The 13,780-nt window shown below is 64.5% G+C and carries 15 protein-coding genes; 10 read left to right on the top strand and 5 right to left on the bottom strand.

Annotation, left to right across the window (positions count from 1 at the left end; all coding sequences use genetic code 11):
* The first annotated feature begins 136 nt into the window (after nt 1-136).
* Nucleotides 137-262 carry a hypothetical protein gene (locus tag AC04SF_RS13650; protein ID WP_013891842.1) on the top strand — a complete coding sequence of 42 codons (126 nt, stop codon included), beginning with the start codon at nt 137-139 and terminating at the stop codon, nt 260-262.
* Nucleotides 263-473: 211 nt separating this feature from the next.
* Nucleotides 474-788, top strand: coding sequence for a quaternary ammonium compound efflux SMR transporter SugE (sugE, locus tag AC04SF_RS13645; RefSeq protein WP_064990686.1), 315 nt, complete (start codon nt 474-476; stop codon nt 786-788).
* A 156-nt stretch (nt 789-944) separates the two neighbouring features.
* On the opposite strand, the gene AC04SF_RS13640 is transcribed toward sugE, so the two are convergent.
* A complete protein-coding gene (locus tag AC04SF_RS13640; protein ID WP_064990121.1) occupies nt 945-1,373 on the bottom strand; it encodes a DUF6481 family protein in 429 nt (142 codons plus the stop codon).
* A gap of 219 nt (nt 1,374-1,592) precedes the next feature.
* On the opposite strand from AC04SF_RS13640, the gene AC04SF_RS13635 reads away from it, so the two are divergent.
* The 5 genes from AC04SF_RS13635 to AC04SF_RS13615 all read left to right on the top strand — a co-directional run bounded on the left by AC04SF_RS13635 (nt 1,593) and on the right by AC04SF_RS13615 (nt 6,719).
* Nucleotides 1,593-2,654, top strand: coding sequence for an LLM class flavin-dependent oxidoreductase (locus AC04SF_RS13635; RefSeq protein ID WP_488478218.1), 1,062 nt, complete (start codon nt 1,593-1,595; stop codon nt 2,652-2,654).
* 116 nt (nt 2,655-2,770) lie between these two features.
* Complete coding sequence (locus AC04SF_RS13630) at nt 2,771-3,940, top strand: AI-2E family transporter (protein WP_488478604.1); 1,170 nt, start codon at nt 2,771-2,773, stop codon at nt 3,938-3,940.
* Nucleotides 3,941-4,013: 73 nt separating this feature from the next.
* Nucleotides 4,014-4,847, top strand: a complete 834-nt coding sequence (locus tag AC04SF_RS13625; protein ID WP_488478217.1) for an arylamine N-acetyltransferase family protein — start codon at nt 4,014-4,016, stop codon at nt 4,845-4,847.
* Nucleotides 4,844-5,845 (top strand): LLM class flavin-dependent oxidoreductase, encoded by a 1,002-nt coding sequence (locus tag AC04SF_RS13620; protein WP_488478216.1) that lies wholly within the window; start codon nt 4,844-4,846, stop codon nt 5,843-5,845. The genes AC04SF_RS13625 and AC04SF_RS13620 overlap by 4 nt, the downstream gene beginning before the upstream one ends.
* A 79-nt stretch (nt 5,846-5,924) precedes the next feature.
* On the top strand, nt 5,925-6,719 hold the full coding sequence (locus tag AC04SF_RS13615; protein ID WP_488478215.1) for an inositol monophosphatase family protein: 795 nt from the start codon (nt 5,925-5,927) through the stop codon (nt 6,717-6,719).
* On the opposite strand, the gene AC04SF_RS13610 is transcribed toward AC04SF_RS13615, so the two are convergent.
* A complete protein-coding gene (locus tag AC04SF_RS13610; RefSeq protein WP_488478214.1) occupies nt 6,716-7,735 on the bottom strand; it encodes a LacI family DNA-binding transcriptional regulator in 1,020 nt (339 codons plus the stop codon). The two genes, AC04SF_RS13615 and AC04SF_RS13610, sit on opposite strands and share 4 nt — an antisense overlap.
* A 220-nt stretch (nt 7,736-7,955) precedes the next feature.
* On the opposite strand from AC04SF_RS13610, the gene AC04SF_RS13605 reads away from it, so the two are divergent.
* From AC04SF_RS13605 to AC04SF_RS13595, 3 genes are read left to right on the top strand one after another with little or no spacing between them, the layout of a single operon-like run.
* Nucleotides 7,956-9,539: a sugar ABC transporter ATP-binding protein gene (locus AC04SF_RS13605; protein ID WP_488478603.1), complete on the top strand. Its 1,584-nt coding sequence runs from the start codon at nt 7,956-7,958 to the stop codon at nt 9,537-9,539.
* On the top strand, nt 9,536-10,855 hold the full coding sequence (locus AC04SF_RS13600) for an ABC transporter permease (RefSeq protein ID WP_488478213.1): 1,320 nt from the start codon (nt 9,536-9,538) through the stop codon (nt 10,853-10,855). The genes AC04SF_RS13605 and AC04SF_RS13600 overlap by 4 nt, the downstream gene beginning before the upstream one ends.
* On the top strand, nt 10,852-11,817 hold the full coding sequence (locus AC04SF_RS13595; protein ID WP_488478212.1) for a substrate-binding domain-containing protein: 966 nt from the start codon (nt 10,852-10,854) through the stop codon (nt 11,815-11,817). Before AC04SF_RS13600 ends, AC04SF_RS13595 begins: the two co-directional genes overlap by 4 nt.
* A 47-nt stretch (nt 11,818-11,864) precedes the next feature.
* On the opposite strand, the gene AC04SF_RS13590 is transcribed toward AC04SF_RS13595, so the two are convergent.
* From AC04SF_RS13590 to AC04SF_RS13580, 3 genes are read right to left on the bottom strand one after another with little or no spacing between them, the layout of a single operon-like run.
* Complete coding sequence (locus tag AC04SF_RS13590; protein WP_488478211.1) at nt 11,865-12,320, bottom strand: MarR family winged helix-turn-helix transcriptional regulator; 456 nt, start codon at nt 12,318-12,320, stop codon at nt 11,865-11,867.
* Nucleotides 12,317-12,901 carry an amino acid synthesis family protein gene (locus AC04SF_RS13585; RefSeq protein WP_488478210.1) on the bottom strand — a complete coding sequence of 195 codons (585 nt, stop codon included), beginning with the start codon at nt 12,899-12,901 and terminating at the stop codon, nt 12,317-12,319. Before AC04SF_RS13585 ends, AC04SF_RS13590 begins: the two co-directional genes overlap by 4 nt.
* Nucleotides 12,894-13,778 carry a UPF0280 family protein gene (locus AC04SF_RS13580; RefSeq protein WP_488478209.1) on the bottom strand — a complete coding sequence of 295 codons (885 nt, stop codon included), beginning with the start codon at nt 13,776-13,778 and terminating at the stop codon, nt 12,894-12,896. Before AC04SF_RS13580 ends, AC04SF_RS13585 begins: the two co-directional genes overlap by 8 nt.
* Nucleotides 13,779-13,780 lie beyond the last annotated feature (2 nt).

Below are 13,780 nucleotides of genomic sequence, written 5' to 3'. Positions count from 1 at the left end.
CACGGACGGCCATGGTTTACGAGCAAATTAGAAACCGGTTGAAAGCAGCCGGCCTGCGGTTACGACAGACACTGCCCTCTTGCAGCAAAGCGTTTCTCTTGTTTCACTTCACTCCCCGCAATTGGAGGAACGAATCATGGCTAAAGGTGCGATGAAGGCAGGCAAGGAAGCCCGCAAGCCGAAGAAGGATGCCAAGAAGCCGGCGCCCGCTCCCGCCCTGAAGGCGCCGCCGGTCAAGGCGATGCGCATCAAGGAAAAGTAGGCCTCGGCAAGTCGGGCGCGGCAAAATCTCACCGGCGGCGTCAGATGATGTTACCGGCAGGTGTTGATCGGGTGTTTGGACAACCCTATATCTCGGGCGCGGGGACGACCCCGCGCTTCCCCCGAAAATTCGGTCGGGACGACCCGCCACAATGATCAGCATCTGAGGATCGGATCCTGTCTCCGGCGCGATGCTGGATGGAGCGTTCCCGATGTCTTGGATTCTTCTGTTTTTCGCCGGCCTGTTCGAGATCGGCTGGGCGATCGGTCTCAAATACACCGATGGTTTCTCGAAACTGGTGCCGACGGTCCTCACCGTCGCCTCGATGATCGTCAGCCTTACACTACTCGGCCTGGCTTTGAAGGCGCTTCCCGTCGGCACTGCGTATGCGGTCTGGACCGGCATCGGCACCGTCGGCACGGCGCTGCTCGGCATCTGGCTGCTCGGCGAGCCCGCCACTGCGATCCGGCTCGCCTGCATCGCGCTGATCGTCTGCGGTATCATGGGGTTAAAGTTCGCGGCCTGAATGCGTCCAAGCGTCCGCACGCTCGAACTTGGCCCGAGGGCGCGGCCGCTGGCACGACCTGCCTCAGAGGCTCAACGCGTTGTTTTCACGCAAACGCCTTCAGGGCCGCTGCAAGGCGACCCTGATTCCAAATTTCGAAGCTTGGCCGCTAAGGCGTTAGCGGGCGGAGAAGCCTGGGGGCGTCCTGCCGGTGCGCTGCTTGCGTGCCGCATAGCGTGCGTCGCGTTTCGCCTTGCGTTCGGCTTCGTCAGCCAGCAAACGGGCGATGCGCTCGGTCTCTTCGGCTTCCTTGATCTTCGCTTCAGCCAGTGCCGCCTCTTCGGCCGCAATGCGTGCCGCTTCGGCCGCTGCCTCGCGCTCGGCCTTCTCGACCGCCTCGCGTGCCAGCTTCTCCTGCTTCAGCCTTGCCTTCTCGGCTTCGCGGATTTCGCGGGCCTCGAGGATCGCCTTGCGTTCGGCCTGTCGTGCCAGCACTGCGGGATCGTCTGCCGCCGGCTTTGACTTGAAGCGCTCCAGAAGCGCCTTCTTTGCCTCGTTCGCGGCATTGCGCCGCTCGAAAATGTCTTTTTCCCTGTAGATAGCCAAGTCCACTTCCCTGAAGTCAATTCGCGAGGCTTACATACGCGCGAATGCCGAGAGTTCAAGCGCCAAAACGGTATGCCAGCCATGAAATTCCGTGATGTTGCAGCCGGGAGACGCCTTTCCACCCAAACCGACATGCACTGTTCACCGTCCACGCCTCTGGCGGTAAGGCAGGTCGCTCGCTACGTCTAGCGGCAAAACCCAACACCAGGATGACATGACATGGAACTCGGTCTCTACACTTTTGCCGACGTCAGCCCGCAGCCCGGCCCCGGCGCCATCGGGCCACATGAGCGCTTGCGCAACCTGATCGAGGAGGTCGAACTGGCCGATCAGGTCGGTCTCGACGTCTTTGGTCTGGGCGAACATCACCGGCCCGATTATGCCGCTTCCGCGCCGGTCGTGGCGCTGGCCGCGGCCGCCGAGCGTTCCAAACGTATCAAGCTGACCAGCGCGGTCACCGTGCTCTCCTCGGACGATCCGGTGCGGGTCTTCCAGCAGTTCGCCACGCTCGATCTCCTGTCGGGTGGCCGTGCCGAGATCATGGCCGGCCGCGGTTCGTTCATCGAATCCTTCCCGCTGTTCGGCTACAATCTCGAGGACTATGACGAGCTCTTCGCCGAAAAGCTCGACCTGCTGCTTGCCATTCGCGATCAGGTGAAGGTCACTTGGTCCGGCAATCTGCGTGCACCGATCAACGACCGCGGCGTCTATCCCCGACCCTTCCAGGACAGGCTGCCGGTCTGGATCGCCATTGGCGGGACGCCACAGTCCGCCGCCCGCGCGGGCGCGCTCGGCCTGCCGCTGGCGCTTGCCATCATCGGCGGCGAACCGGCGCGCTTCGCGCCGCTGTTCGACCTTTACCGCGAGGCCGCCAAGCGCGCCGGCAGTGACCCGGCCGGTCTCGCCACCAGCATCAACGTGCATGGCTTCATTGCCGACACGACCGAGCAGGCGGCGGACGATTTCTACGGTCCGCAGGCCGAAGTGATGAACCGCATCGGCCGCGAACGCGGCTGGGGCCCGACGTCGCGGGCGCATTTCGACCAGTCGCGTGGTCCGAACGGCGCCCTGTTCGTCGGCAATCCGGAGCAGGTGGCCGAGAAGATCGTCGCCCAGCACAGGATTTTCAACAATGACCGCTTCCTGCTGCAGATGGCGATCGGCACCATGCCGCACGCCAAGATCATGAAGGCGATCGAACTCTACGGCACCAAAGTGGCGCCGATCGTGCGCAAGGAGACGGCGAAATCCGCGCCGGCCGTGGCCGCGCCTGTCGCCTGAGTCACATGAGTAATGGCCTGCGGATGCGGGCCTGCCGGCTAACGGAACCTTGAGGCCACGCCAGCGTTTTCGGTCGGCGGATTGCGCCGATTGCGGTGCGCCGTCGAGGGACCATGATGAAAACCGAACCCGACGCGTTGGCCGCAGGCGTTGCCGAAGCGACCGAATCGCGCGCCGTGGCGCGAGCCGATACCCATCTGATGCGCTCGCTGCTGGTCGGCATTTTCATCTTCATGACTGTCTATGCGCTCTACTTCGCCCGCGCCTTCTTCATGCCGGTCATGCTGGCTTTCCTGCTCGCGCTGACATTGACGCCGATCGTGCGGCTGCTGCGCAAGCGCGGCATTCCCGAAGTGGTTTCGGCGACCCTGCTGGTATTGCTGTCGATCGCCCTCTTTGCCAGTGCCGGCTACCTGCTCAGTGGTCCGGTCATCGACCTCCTCAACAACACCTCGTCGATCGGCCAGCAGCTCACCGAGCGGCTGGCGCAATTGCGGCGTCCGCTGGAAAGGATCATGCAGATCTCGCATCAGGTCGAACAGATGACCGAGACCTCGCAGGAGCCGGGCATCCAGAAAGTCGCGGTCGCCCAGTCCGGCATCCTGTCGTCGGCCGCCAGCAATATCCTGTCGGCGGGGACAAGCCTCACCATCATCTTCGTGCTGTCGCTGTTCCTGCTCTCCTCGGGCACGATGTTCTACGAGAAGATCATCCAGTCCTTCGCCAGCCTCAGCGAGAAGAAGCGGGCGCTGCGCGTCGTCTATGACGTCGAGCGTGAAATCTCGCACTATCTGCTCACCGTCACCATCATCAATGCCGGTCTCGGCACCGTCATCGGCCTTGGCCTGTGGGCGCTCGGCATGCCCAACCCGCTGGTCTGGGGCGTCGCCGCCGCCCTATTCAACTTCCTGCCCTATGTCGGCGCGTTGCTGACCATCGTGCTGGTCGCGGTGATGGCGCTGATCAGCTTCGACACCATTTCCTATGCGCTGCTGGCGCCGGCCTTCGTGCTGTTGTGCGATGTCGTCGAAGGCCAGTTCGTGACCCCGATGGTGGTCGGCAGACGTCTCGAGATCAACGCGGTGGCGATCTTCATCGCCATTGCCTTCTGGTCGTGGCTCTGGGGTTTCGTCGGCGCGCTGATGGCGGTGCCGCTGCTGGTCGTCATAAAAGTGTTCTGCGACCATTTCGAGGGGCTTGGCCATGTCGGCAATTTCCTCGCCGCACAGCAAACCGCCGTGGTGGAAGACGAACCCGTCGAGGAGAACAACAAGGCCGCCGCGTAGCCAACTCGCTGTGTTTGCGACGCCCGGACCGAATGCCTATATCCGGCCGTACAATGGCCGGTGCCCCTTCCCGATGAACGACGTTTCCTTCGACCTCGACGCCTATCTCGCTCGCATCGGTTACGCCGGTCCGCGGGATGCATCGCTGGACACACTGAAGACGCTGCATTTCCTGCACCCGCAGGCGATCCCGTTCGAAAATATCGATCCGTTTCTTGGCCAGCCCGTTCGGCTCGAGCGCGCCGCGTTGCAAGACAAGATCGTCTTTGGCGGGCGCGGCGGCTATTGCTTCGAGCACAATCTGCTTCTTATGCACGCGCTGAAGACACTTGGTTTCGAGGTGGTCGGCCTGGCCGCGCGCGTGCTCTGGGGCCAGAGCGAGGACGCCATCACCGCGCGCAGCCACATGCTGCTGCGCATCGAGCTCGATGGCCGGACCTATATCGCCGATGTCGGCTTCGGTGGCCTGACCCTGACGGCGCCGCTGCTGCTTGAGCCGGGCCGCGAACAGGCGACGCCGCACGAGACGTTCCGCCTCGTCGAGGCCGGCGATCATTTCCGCCTGCAGGCTGCCATCGGCGGCGACTGGCGCTCGCTCTACCGCTTCGACCTGCAGCCGCAATACGAGGTCGATTATTCCGTCACCAACTACTTCCTGTCGACCAGCCCGACATCGCATTTCCTCGGCACTGTCATCGCGGCGCGCGCCGCGCCCGACCGGCGTTACGCGTTGCGCGGCAACCGCCTGTCGATCCATCACCTTGGCGGCCGCACCGAGCAGACAGAGATGGCCACCGCCGCCGAACTCGCCGACACGCTGGAAGGCCAGCTCGGCATCATCATTCCCGACCGCACGGCTTTCGAGGCCAAAGTGCGTGAGAAAAAGATCGTGGAGACCAACGCATGACCGAAATGTCCGTTCTCGACCTGTCGCCGATCGTCGAGGGCAGCAACGCCTCGCAGTCGCTGGCCAACTCGCTCGATCTCGCCCGCCATGCCGAACAGCTGGGCTACAAGCGCTACTGGCTGGCCGAGCATCACAACATGCCGGGCATCGCGAGCGCCGCCACATCGGTCGTCATCGCCCATGTCGCCGGCGGCACCAAAACCATTCGCGTCGGCGCCGGCGGCATCATGCTGCCCAACCATGCGCCACTGGTCATCGCAGAGCAGTTCGGCACGCTGGCCGCCCTGTTTCCCGGCCGCATCGATCTGGGCTTGGGCCGGGCTCCCGGCACCGACATGAACACCGCGCGCGCCTTGCGCCGCAACCTCGAGGCCGGCGCCGATAATTTCCCGCAGGATGTTGTCGAGCTGATGGGCTATTTCCTCCCCGCCGAGGAAGGCCAGCGCTTGCGCGCCGTGCCGGGCGAGGGCCAGAGCGTGCCGATCTGGATACTCGGCTCCAGCCTCTATGGCGCGCAGCTCGCCGCCATGCTCGGCCTACCCTATGCCTTCGCCTCGCATTTCGCGCCGGCCGAACTCGATCACGCGCTGGACATCTACCGCTCGCGCTTCCAGCCGTCGGAACAGCTCGACAGGCCGCATGTCATGCTCGGCCTCAACGTTTTCGCCGCGCCCACCGATGCCGAGGCGCGGCTGCTGTTCACCTCGCTGCAGCAGGCCTTCGTCAATCTGCGCACCGGTCGGCCGGGAAGACTGCCGCCGCCGGTCGAGAACTATGACCGCGATCTCGACCCGATGGCCAAGACCATGCTCGGCCAGGCCTTGTCCTGCGCCGTCGTCGGTTCTCCCGAGACGGTCCGCCAGGGCATCGACGCCTTCGTGCGCCGCACCGGCGCCGACGAGCTGATGGTCACCGCGCAGATCTTCGATCATGCGGCGCGGGTGCGGTCGTTCGAGATCCTGGCTGACGCTCACAAATCGCTCTCGCAGGCGGCCTGACATTTATCCGCCAGGTGCTTTTGCCTGCAGCGATGCTCTGCTAAGTGCGGCGCATCCCCAGGCAAGAGCGAGCCTTCCCGTGACACATGATCTTGACGCCCGCACGCAGTTTGCCATCGATCTGGCGCGGCGCGCCGGCGAACTCGGCCTCGAATATTTCCGCGATCTGGAAAGCCTGGCCATCGAGAGCAAGGGCCATCAGGACCTGGTCTCGCAAGCCGACCGTGAGGTTGAGCTGTTCATCCGCGCGGCCATCGCCAAGGACTATCCGCAAGACGGCATTGTCGGCGAGGAACATGCTTCGGTCGCCAGCTCGACCGGCTATGCCTGGGTCATCGATCCCATCGACGGTACCGCCAATTTCGTGCGCGGCATTCCGGCCTGGTGCGTGGTGATCGCTTGCGCCACGGACGGGGAGACGGTCGTCGGCGTCATCCACGAACCGTCGACCGGCGAGACGTTTCACGGCCGGCTCGGCGGCGGCGCCTTCATCAACGGCAGGCCGATCAAGGCAAGCGCGGCGACCAGCCTGGAAGAAGGCTCGGTGGGAACCGGATTTTCGAACCGGGCCGAGGCCGAGAATATCGCCGTGCTGATCCAGAAGCTCCTCGCTGAAGGCGGCGTCTTCTTCCGCAACGCGTCCGGCGCCCTGATGCTGGCGTATGTCGCCTCGGGCCGGCTGCTTGGCTATGTCGAGGAACACATGAATGCCTGGGACTGCCTGGCCGGCATGCTGCTGATCAAGGAGGCCGGCGGTACCGTTCTGAAGGCGGATCCCAGGACGGTGCTGCAGAGCGGGACGCAAGTCATCACGGGCGGCAAGGGCGTCTTTTCGAAGCTGCAGGCGCTTTGTTCCGGGGTGTTCGCGGTTTAAGCGCTCACGCTCTGCGCGATTGCCCCGAGCGGCCGGCACGAATTGCGGATCATCAGCCGGCCCTTGAGCACCAGCTTGCGCGGCGGTGCGTCCCGGTTGCCGGCGAGCCGGTCAAGCAGCAGATTGGCCGCCTGTTCGCCGATCGCCTGCACCGGCTGCGCCACCGTGGTCAGCTGCGGCTGGAACACGTCGGACCACGGAAAATCGTCGAAACAGGCAACCGAAATGTCCTCCGGGCAGGACAGGCCGATGTCACGGATCGCCTTCATGGTGCCGATCACCATCGGATTGTTGGCCGAGAAGATCGCGCTTGGCCGGTCATGCAGCGACAACAGCTGCATGGTCGCGTTGTAGCCGTCAATCTCATGGAAATTGCCGGAGCGGATCAGTTCCTCGGCCACCGGCAGGCCGGCGGCATGTAACGCCTCGCGATAGCCCGTCATGCGGTCATGCATCGGCGAAATGTCCGATGTGCCGGTGATGTAGCCGATGCGCCGGTGGCCAAGATTGATCAGATAGGTGATGACGTCGAACACCGCGCGCTGGTTGTCGAGCACCACCGCATCGGTGTCGACACCCTCGCAGACGCGGTCGAGCAGCACGACCGGCACGTTGGCGGCATCGACGATCCCTTTGAGGATCGCACCATCGCCGACGCGGGCCACGATCAGCCCGTCGACCATGCGGTCGAGCAGCAGCCGGATCTGGTCGTCCTGTGTGTTCAAATCCTCGTCCGTGCAGCACAGCATGACGGCATAGCCGGCGCGGTCGAAGGCCTGCTGGATCACCGAGACGACATCGGTGAAGAACGGATTGGTGATGTGCGGCACCGTCAGGCCGATGGTGCGCGTCGTGCCCATCTTCAGGCTGCGGGCGATGGCATTGCGCTTGTAGCCGATATCGCGGATCGCCTGTTCGATGCGCTGGCTGAGTTCCGGGCTGACGGTCGCCGTCCCGTTGATCAGCGCCGAAACGGTGGCGACCGACACACGCGCGGCTTCGGCCACATGCAGCATGGTCGGCGCCGTCGATTTCCGCTGTCTCGTCCGTTTGTTTGCCGTCATTTTCGAAACGTTTCGCCGGTGTCTATTCGCTATACCTACGGAATATCAAGGTTTTTCGCAAGAATTGAAAAGCGCCAATCCGCCACTATCAGATAGCGGCTTGACAGTATCGAAACGTTTAGAATAGCGTTTGGGCGAGATTGACGACGACGGAAGGGAGGCCGCCATTGTCATGGAGCACAGGGATTCCATCGCCCATGGGCATGCTGCGGCGGACCGTTCCGGCGTCGTCCTGAGTGCCGACCGCATTTCCAAGAGCTTCGGCGGCATTGCCGCTCTGGTCGATGTCGGCTTCGAATTGCGGCGTGGCGAGGTCCATGCGCTGATGGGCGAGAACGGCGCCGGCAAGTCGACGCTGATGAAGATCCTCTCCGGCGTCTACACCGGCTACGAAGGCACGGTCAGCGTCGATGGGCGGCCGGTCAGCTTCGCCGGCGTGCGCGAGGCCGAGGATGCCGGCATCGCCATCATCCACCAGGAGCTCAACCTGGTGCCGGAACTCAGCGTCGCCGACAACATCTTCCTTGGACGCGAAAAACTGATCGCCGGGCTGATCGTCGATCGCAAAGCGAGCAGCCGTGCCGCGGGCGCCCTTCTGCAGCGGCTCGGCATCGAACTCGATCCCGAAGCGCGCGTCGGCGCCCTGCGCGTCGGCGAACAGCAGCTGGTCGAGATCGCCAAGGCGCTGTCGATGGCGGCGCGCATCCTGATCATGGACGAGCCGACCTCGGCACTGTCGCCGGCCGAATGCCAGCGGCTGTTCCGCATCATCCGCCAGCTTGCCGAGAGCGGTGTCGCCATCGTCTACATCTCGCACCGCATCGACGAGGTCATGCATCTGGCCGGCCGTGTCACCGTCTTCCGCGACGGTCGCCATGTGCTGACGCGGCCGATGGCCGAGCTCGACGAGAATGCCATCATCTCGGCGATGGTCGGACGGGACCTGCTCGCATCCTCCCAGGACGAGCGGGATCCCGGCGGCAGGACCGTGCTTTCGGTCAGCGATCTGTCGCTGTCGAAGCCCGACCGCCAAGGCTGGCGGCAGGTGATCGACAGCGTCAGCTTCGATCTGGCCGCCGGAGAAATCCTCGGCATAGGCGGCCTTCTGGGCTCGGGCCGCACCGAGATCATGGAAGCGATCTTCGGCTCAAGCGACGGCCGGACCGGCGGCAAGATCCGGCTCGACGGGCTGCCCGTGGATATCCGCTCGCCGCGCGATGCCAGGCGCCTGGGCATTGCGCTGGTCACTGAGGACCGCAAGACGCAAGGCCTGCACCTGCAGGCCTCGATCACGGACAATGTGGCGCTGCCGCTGGTCGGATCGCTGGCGCGTTTCGGCATCCGCTCGCTGGCGGGCGAACAAAGGCTGGCGCGGCAGGCGGTCAAGGCGCTCGGCATACGCTGCCAGGACATCGACCAGCCTGCCGGCACGTTGTCGGGCGGCAACCAGCAGAAGGTCGTCATCGGCAAGTGGCTGGCGACGAGGCCAAGAGTGCTTCTGCTCGACGAGCCGACACGCGGCATCGATGTCGGCGCCAAGCGCGAGATCTACGACCTCATCTTCCAGCTGGCGCGCGATGGCCTCGCCATCGCCGTCATCAGCTCCGAACTGCCGGAATTGCTGCATCTGTCGGATCGCATCCTGGTGATGGCTGACGGCCGCCAGACCGGCATCCTTTCACGCGGCGCGGCCAGCGAAGAGGCCATCATGCGCCTCGCCGCCCCACGCCGCACCTTGTCGAGACCAGCAGCATGACCGCTCTGAAACTCCTGTCCCGGACCAAGCTCTATTGGGGCCTGATCGCCATCTTCCTGATCGGCGTGCTGGGCTCGCCGGTGAGTTCCAAGGGCAACAACATCTTCCTGTCCTATGGCAATCTGCTCGACGTGCTGCGCCAGGTGTCGACCACCGGGCTGATCGCCACCGGCATGACGGCGGTGATCATCACCGGCGGCATCGATCTTTCCGTCGGCTCGCTGATGGCCATCTGCTCTGTGGTCTGCGCCATGCTGCTGACGGTGCCCGGCGTGACGCCGGGTGTCGTGCTGGGCGTGCCGACCGTTGCCCTGGTGGCGCTTTGCCTCGGCTTCGTCGTCACCCGCTTCATCTTCCTCAATTTGCAAAAATCCCGCGCCGGTCCTGACGCCGCCGCGCGCGATGTCCCGCTGGACAATGGTCGCGGCCTGGTCACGCCTGCTATCGTCGGCGTGGTTCTGTGCGGCCTGTCGCTATGGTACCTGCTGCCGCAGATCGAGCCCAAATTCGGCGTGCTCGGCGTGCTGTTGGTGGCGCCCTGCGTCGGCCTGCTGTTTGGTGCCATCAACGGCTTCATCATCGTTGCCGGACGGCTGCAGCCCTTCATCGTCACCCTGGCGATGATGGTGACGGCGCTCGGTATCGCCCGGCTTACCGCCGGCCAGAACAATGCGGTGCTGCCCGTCTACACCGGCTCGAACGCCACCGCCGATTTCGAGATGCTGCGCTCGCTGGTGTTCGGCGTCATCCCGATGCCCGGCCTGTTCTTCCTCGGCGCCATTCTGATCTATGGCGCGGTGCTGCGCTTCACGCCGTTCGGCCGCTATGTCTATGCCATTGGCGGCAATGAGGAGGCGGCTAGGCTTTCAGGCATCGCCGCCGGCCGCGTCAAGATCGCCACCTATGCCGTCTCCGGTCTGCTCGCCGGCATCGCCGCCGTGCTCTACGTGGCGCAGTACCGGCAAGGCAAGCCCGATGCCGGCGCCGGACTGGAACTCGACGCCATCGCCGCCGTGGTCATCGGTGGCACCAGCCTGATGGGCGGACGCGGCAGTCTCATAGGCACCTTCTGTGGCGTGCTGATCTTCGGGCTGCTCTCCAACATCTTGCAGCTCCACAACATCAATTCGAACCTTCAGCTGGTGCTGAAGGGGATGATCATCATCGGCACCGTGCTCGTGCAGGAGCGCAATGCCGGTGATCTCCTGGCCTATCTGCGTCTGCCCGGCGGGCAAGCGGCGCGCAAGGAAACGGCCGCGGCAAAGCGACCGTCGCAAGAGACCCCGTCTCTCAATCTCGGAGGAAACAAGAAATGACACGACGTGACATGCTGAAGCTTGCCGCCGTCGGAGCGGCACTTTTGACCACCACCGCGCTGCTCTCGAGCAATGCCTTCGCCCAGGACAAGAAGTGGAAGATCGGCTTCTCGCAGGTGACCACCATCGAGCCCTGGCGCGCCCAGTTCAACAAGGACATCATTGCCGAAGCCGCCAAGCATCCCGAGGTCGAGCTGATCATTACCGACGGCGAGGACAAGACCGAGAAGCAGGTCGCCGATGTCGAGAACTTGATCCGCCAGGAGGTCGACGCGCTTTTGGTGTCGCCGAAGGAATCCGCCGGCCTGACCGGCGTCGTGCAGCAGGCCATCGACGCCAAGATCCCGGTCTTCGTGCTCGACCGCAATGTCGACACCAAGGATTTCACGCAGTTCGTCGGCGGCGACAACAAGCTGATCGGCCGCGCGGCCGGCGAATATGCCGTCGAACTGCTCGGCGGCAAGGGCAAGGCGGCGGGCAATGTCGTCGAGATCTGGGGCGGCATGGGCACCCAGCCGGCACATGACCGCCATGACGGCTTCCACGAATTCACCGACAAGGAACCGGGCATCAAGTACCTGCTCGACCAGCAGTCGGGCGACTGGAAGCAGGACCAGGCCTACAATCTGATGGCCAACGCGCTGAAAACCAATGAGAAGATCGATCTCGTCTACGGCCACAACGACCCGATGGCCTATGGCGCCTATCTCGCCGCCAAGGATGTCGGCCGCGAGAAGGACATCAAGTTCATCGGCATTGACGGCCTGCCCAATGAAGGCGTGCAAATGGTGAACAAGGGCGAGCTGACGGCGACCTTCACCTATGTGACCCCGGGCGCGGAGGGCCTGCGCCAGGCGATCAAGTTCCTCAACGGCGAGAAGGTCGAAAAGACCATCACGCTGCCGACCGAAAAGATCACCAAGGAAAACGCCGCCCAGGTGCTGAAAGACAACGGCCTGTGAAACGATAAGCTTCTGCCGGGCGCCGATCGGCGTCCGGCAGGAGGAGACTACGCCAGCTTGGCCAGCAGCTTCATGAAGTTGGCGATCTCCTTGGCCGAGAGCGGCGCCAGCGTTTCCCTGGTGATCTCGCGCGCCAGCGGGATCAGGCGTTCGATGGCGTCGCGGCCTTCGGCGGTCAGATTGACCAGCAGCCGCCTTTTGTCGACCTCATGCTTGGAAAGCTCGACCAGGCCGCGCGCCTTCAGCCGGTCGATAACGCCTTTCACCGTCGCGGCATCCATCGCGATCAGCGTGCCGAGCTGGTTCTGCGAGGTCTCGCCGACATCGCGCAGCTTGGCGAGTGCGGCGAATTGCGGCGGCGTCAGGTCGCCGATATGCGCGGCGAAGATAGAGACATGGCGCTGGTGCGCCTTGCGCAGGATGAAGCCGACCTGCTCTTGCAGGAGGTAATCATGTTCCTCAGGCTCTTCGGCCTCGACCAGCTTGAGCTCCCCGCCGCTCACCGCAGTCCGTCCCAGGCCTTGATGCCGTCGGCGGCAAGGCCACCCATGCGGTTGTGGATGCGCGGGCCGCAGGTCATGGCCAGGCAGAACAAGATCTCGTCGGGGCGCGGGCCGTCGCTGATGCCGACTTCCATGGTGTCGAAATGGCTGCGCACATAGGCGGCGTTGATGTGGCCGAGCGGCACGTCCAGCTTCGAGCCGAAGGCGCCGACCTTTTTGGCCGAGGGCACGATCGCCTTGGCGTCGCCGAGCCGTTCGCGCATGGCGTAGCCGCCGGGCACGTGCCAGAGCGCGCCATGCTCCAGCTCGCCCGCCGTGCCGACGATGGCACCCTTGCCGTAGCCGTCGATCTGCTTGACGTCGCCGCCCAGTGCCGCGATCAACCGGTCGGAAAGCAGCAGGCCGAGCGGCTTCAGATCGTCCATGGCGCTCTGTAGATCCTCGACATAGCGCCCGGCGAACGGGTTCTTGACCACGGCCATGGCCGCGGCACGCCGCCGCGGCACGTCCGCGACCGGCCCGCCTTCGTGAAATATCTCTTCGCTCAGCACCGCGATCTTGCGGATCGGAAACTCAGGCATGGGCAACTTCCTCCCTCGGATTTTTTTTGGGCGCGGCAAGCGCCACGGAACCACTGATGCGGGCCTCGCCGCCAAGAAACAGCGCCGATCCGGCAATCAGGCCGCGCCGGCGAAAATCTTCGGCGACGGCAAGGCCATTGTCCAGCGCCCGCGCCACATCGCTGGCCGCAAGCGAGCCGACGCTTTGTGTCACCAGACGCGGGCCAAGATCGCTGTCGGGCGCGAGGTCCTGCGCGGGAATGCGCTTGATGGCGGGATTGCCGGGCAGGTCGACCGCATTGGCGATGAGCGTCGCCGCCGCATCGGCCTCGGCGCCGGTCCGCGCCAGCACGGTGACGGCGTCTGCAATGCCAAGCGAGAAGGAACGGCCGCGCCAGCCGCTGGTGGCGACGCCGCGAACGCCATCTTCGGCGCGGATCGTGATCCGGTCGGCCATGCCGTTCCCGGTGCCGGCGACCGCCAGACCCATCCATCGGCCCTTGCCGATGTGAAGGGCACTGTCGCCGCCATTGTTGACATAGGCGCGCTCGAGCCTGCGGCCGGCAAGCAATGCGGCGAGCATTTCGTCGGCTACCGATCCCGCGACGGCGGCCATCGGTGTGATGAAACATTCCGCCAGCGGCATGACGGCCGCTTCCATGCGGCGCGCCGTCGGCCCGTCGAAGGCGCGCGGGGCCAGGAAAAATGCCGGGAGCCGCAATTCGGGAAGCTCCCGGACCAGCTCGATCAGGATCGTCTGGAAACGCGCGACAGCTTGCTCATAGGCCAGGCGGCATTCCCGCGCCTCGCCAAAGGCCTCGACGATCAGATCGATCGGCCCATGGTTGAGATGCAGCCGCTTGCCGTCCTGCAGCCAATGCGCCTGCGGGCCGTCCATCG

It is taken from the genome of Mesorhizobium sp. CNPSo 4671, from assembly GCF_057784245.1.
Note: the sequence above shows the minus strand (reverse complement) of the source record. Positions and strands in the feature narration are given on the sequence as shown.

Excerpts from the sequence above, each read along its gene's own strand:
- AC04SF_RS13650 (WP_013891842.1), top strand. The coding sequence starts at position 137 with ATGGCTAAAGGTGCGATGAAGGCAGGCAAGGAAGCCCGCAAGCCGAAG.
- sugE (WP_064990686.1), top strand. The coding sequence starts at position 474 with ATGTCTTGGATTCTTCTGTTTTTCGCCGGCCTGTTCGAGATCGGCTGG.
- AC04SF_RS13635 (WP_488478218.1), top strand. The coding sequence starts at position 1,593 with ATGGAACTCGGTCTCTACACTTTTGCCGACGTCAGCCCGCAGCCCGGC.
- AC04SF_RS13630 (WP_488478604.1), top strand. The coding sequence starts at position 2,771 with ATGAAAACCGAACCCGACGCGTTGGCCGCAGGCGTTGCCGAAGCGACC.
- AC04SF_RS13625 (WP_488478217.1), top strand. The coding sequence starts at position 4,014 with ATGAACGACGTTTCCTTCGACCTCGACGCCTATCTCGCTCGCATCGGT.
- AC04SF_RS13620 (WP_488478216.1), top strand. The coding sequence starts at position 4,844 with ATGACCGAAATGTCCGTTCTCGACCTGTCGCCGATCGTCGAGGGCAGC.
- AC04SF_RS13610 (WP_488478214.1), bottom strand. The coding sequence starts at position 7,735 with ATGCTGCATGTGGCCGAAGCCGCGCGTGTGTCGGTCGCCACCGTTTCG.
- AC04SF_RS13605 (WP_488478603.1), top strand. The coding sequence starts at position 7,956 with ATGGAGCACAGGGATTCCATCGCCCATGGGCATGCTGCGGCGGACCGT.
- AC04SF_RS13600 (WP_488478213.1), top strand. The coding sequence starts at position 9,536 with ATGACCGCTCTGAAACTCCTGTCCCGGACCAAGCTCTATTGGGGCCTG.
- AC04SF_RS13595 (WP_488478212.1), top strand. The coding sequence starts at position 10,852 with ATGACACGACGTGACATGCTGAAGCTTGCCGCCGTCGGAGCGGCACTT.
- AC04SF_RS13585 (WP_488478210.1), bottom strand. The coding sequence starts at position 12,901 with ATGCCTGAGTTTCCGATCCGCAAGATCGCGGTGCTGAGCGAAGAGATA.
- AC04SF_RS13580 (WP_488478209.1), bottom strand. The coding sequence starts at position 13,778 with ATGGACGGCCCGCAGGCGCATTGGCTGCAGGACGGCAAGCGGCTGCAT.